Annotated in this window: 3 protein-coding genes and 2 pseudogenes; 3 read left to right on the plus strand and 2 right to left on the minus strand. The window is 35.7% G+C overall.

Features of this window, described 5'->3' with window-relative positions:
* Positions 1-789 (minus strand): annotated as a pseudogene (locus ACFIJJ_RS09255) (hemagglutinin repeat-containing protein); the annotation flags it as partial.
* On the opposite strand from ACFIJJ_RS09255, the pseudogene ACFIJJ_RS09260 reads away from it, so the two are divergent.
* The 3 genes and pseudogenes from ACFIJJ_RS09260 to ACFIJJ_RS09270 all read left to right on the plus strand — a co-directional run.
* A pseudogene (locus ACFIJJ_RS09260) lies at positions 784-1,016 on the plus strand (hypothetical protein); the annotation flags it as partial. The pseudogenes ACFIJJ_RS09255 and ACFIJJ_RS09260 sit on opposite strands and share 6 nt — an antisense overlap.
* Before the next feature lie 572 nt (positions 1,017-1,588).
* Positions 1,589-1,939 (plus strand): type II toxin-antitoxin system RelE/ParE family toxin, encoded by a 351-nt coding sequence (locus ACFIJJ_RS09265; RefSeq protein WP_375646749.1) that lies wholly within the window; start codon positions 1,589-1,591, stop codon positions 1,937-1,939.
* A gap of 1 nt (position 1,940) precedes the next feature.
* The gene (locus ACFIJJ_RS09270) at positions 1,941-2,264 is read left to right on the plus strand and encodes a helix-turn-helix domain-containing protein (protein ID WP_015856199.1); all 324 of its coding nucleotides are present in this window, start codon (positions 1,941-1,943) and stop codon (positions 2,262-2,264) included.
* 141 nt (positions 2,265-2,405) lie between these two features.
* Here the strand turns inward: ACFIJJ_RS09270 and ACFIJJ_RS09275 are convergent, their stop codons facing one another.
* A complete protein-coding gene (locus tag ACFIJJ_RS09275) occupies positions 2,406-2,546 on the minus strand; it encodes a hypothetical protein (RefSeq protein ID WP_375646751.1) in 141 nt (46 codons plus the stop codon).
* Between the last annotated feature and the right edge of the window lie 456 nt (positions 2,547-3,002).

The following is a 3,002-nucleotide window of genomic DNA, read 5'->3' on the forward strand; positions in this document are numbered from 1 at the left end:
CTTATCCTTTTGCTTCGATTTGTCGCCTTCTTTGCCCCTCAGATCCAAATCAAAACTGTTAAAATCTTGCTCTGAAACCACGTTGAGAGCGCCACCACTGGTGAAATCACCATTGCCCTTGGCTTTAAACTTTCCCCCAAGGTTCAGTTCACCACCTGTGACAATGGTCAAATCTCCATCACTGTTGACTTCTGTCAAACGGTGCTCACTGCTTTGGGCGTTATAATGCCCTTTTTCCAATGTTTCCTTATGGTCACTCTCTAGCACTAATGAACCAAACGTAGCAGAACCACCGACAATCACCGTCGTCGATCCACCACTGCTCCATTGGCCACCAGTCATGCTTAAATCGCCAAGGGAGTGAATGTTTAAATCCTGTATAGAAATGATTTGAGCCTGCTGTCCGATCCGATCAACAAAACCATATTCATTCGTGTCACGGATTTTTGCAGTACCATCAATGATTGTCTTCGCATTGAGGGTGATGATATCCCCCAGAATAACCCCTGAAGAGTTGGCTAAAAGATCGCCACTGCTGAGATCTACAGCACCGCTGCCAAGCAAAAAACCACCATTATTGAACAAAGTTTGCGTAGTCGAAACATGCAATGCACCATTACTCGATATGGTGCCACTATTGGTAAGACGGTCCGTCTCTATAGTGATGCCATTGCCTTTCAAACGTGCACTGGCAAGGTTTCCTTGCTGCGTTTTTGCCCCATAAACATCTTGTGCTAAAGAAGTGTTTGGTGCCAAATAAACATGAGGCACCAAAACCTTTTGTCCATCTTTAGTTATGCACGCGTCTATGGTCATGCCAAGGTTTGTGGCTTGGCTTGCATTTATAGCCATGCAAAAATTTATAATTATGCTGTTATTGATGGTCGTGCAAAGATTTATGGAAAGGTTTATGGCAATGCAAAAATCAATAAAAAAGCAAAGTAAGGTTGGTTCCAAAAAATTGTGAGGTTTATGAAAAGGATAATGTTGTCAATATAACTGATCAAACAGAATAAAAAGAGACATGGGGGACGTGCCTTCTTTATGGTTATAAACGCATATAAAATGCATTGCTATAAACATCTCATAAAAGAGAGAGTTAAAAAAAAAGCCGTGCCAATGATATGACGCGGCTTTCAAATAGCGTTTTTTATTGATTAAAATGAATCATCCACAATGGAGTAATGAATGCATATATACAAAACGTATCATATTGCAAGCGCTCTATTAGAGATATGAAAACTTATCAAAAGAAACGTAAATGTGCGTATGATCTTTAATCACTCATTTGAATGAGAGAGCCTATAAACGCTTTTTGTTGCTCTCAAACGTATCAAACAAATCAAAATGCTCGGTAGCTTTAACAATCCAATCAAAAGCAAATGCATATTAAGTGAACATCTGTAAAAAACGTTTTTTTACATTTACGAGCATTGGTTTTTAAAAGCAGATTTTCATAAGATAAATAAACAATTATGGTTTTTTGTTACCATTTTTATCAAGTCAATTTTATTAATAATAGTTATTAAAAAATCACAAAATTAAAATAAACATTTGAAAATATATCCATATGGGTATATTAGTAATCATGAGTAAAATAAAACGTATCATATGGCTTGGTTCTTCACTCAAAGATATAAAAAGTCTTCCTGATCTTATTCAACAAAGGATTGGTTATGCTCTTTATCTTGCTCAGATAGGAGATAGAGGAGAAAATGTTAAGGTTCTCAAGGGGGGTGGATCTGCCAATGTTCTAGAAATTATTGAACGCGATATTCAAGGAACTTATCGCGCTATTTATACGATACAATATAAAAAATCTCTTTATGTGTTGCATTGTTTTCAGAAAAAATCGACCCGTGGCATTGCAACACCAAAACCAGACATTAATCTGATTAAAGAACGTCTCAAGTTAGCAGAACAATTAGAAGGGAATTAAAATGATCAATGTTTTTCACGGTAGTTCCAATGTTTATGCGGATCTTGGCTTTTCAGATTCCAGAGAGATGCTTATCAAAGCGCAACTTGCTCATAAGATTAGTCAAATTCTGAAAGAAAAGAACTTAACACAAAAACAGGCTAGTCAACTTTTGAAAATGACTCAACCAAAACTGTCTAAACTCTTAAGTGGAGAATTTCGAGGAATTAGTGAAATGAAAATGCTTGAGTGTTTGGCAAAATTGGGAAACGATATAAAGATTATTGTTAATCCGAAAGAAGTTAAAACGCTTGAAGGACATTTTGAAGTTGTTTTTTCTTCTTAAACTTCTTTATGATTAGCTTTTTATGGTCTATTCATACATGGCAATTGTTTATAAAAAATGGTCAAATGAATCACGTATACAAGTGTGGATTCATATAAAATAATTACAAACAAACTATTGACTTTATTGTATTTTTTGATATTATGCCGCATATAAAACTTTCTCAAGCATCTCATGATACTGACCACCGTCAAATTCTTCGTATTCTCTTGTGCCATCATCATATTCGTAAAGATTGTAAAAATACTCAGCTACCCCTAATCCCCATGGTGCATGCCCCACCGCCGTTGCAACCCACTTTTTTACCCTTTCTGTTTACGTTTTTTTTATCACAAAATCTTTAAATAGCTCTGTACGATGCCTTTCTGTCAATTTAAACGCATATCTATTCTCAAAATCATCAGCAAATTTCACTACTTTGCTGTTTATCCTTCAATGCTTTTAAATACGATTTCATTACGCTGCAAATAAACTAATAACCTCTTTACTTCTGATGCATTCTGATCCATAAGTGTCTTTAAGCATAGATCGCTGTTGCAAGTTGATTGAAGCTTTCTGAAAGGTTATTTGCGAAATTGTTTGACGGTGGTTTATAACATGCGCTTTCATATAGTTTTTTCACTTCTGATTTTACGTGTTTCTTAATTACCAATCTATATTTTGGATGCGTAATCCAATTATCCCAAGCGCTTTGCCAATCGCGTTCATTTGCATTTCGACATGGATTGGTTTTTGAAA

Origin of the sequence: Bartonella sp. TT29SHDZB, assembly GCF_042193395.1 — a bacterium.
GTDB lineage: Bacteria > Pseudomonadota > Alphaproteobacteria > Rhizobiales > Rhizobiaceae > Bartonella.

Bases quoted from the DNA above. Each gene is read 5' to 3' on its own strand.
- ACFIJJ_RS09265 (WP_375646749.1), top strand. From the start codon at position 1,589: ATGAGTAAAATAAAACGTATCATATGGCTTGGTTCTTCACTCAAAGAT.
- ACFIJJ_RS09270 (WP_015856199.1), top strand. From the start codon at position 1,941: ATGATCAATGTTTTTCACGGTAGTTCCAATGTTTATGCGGATCTTGGC.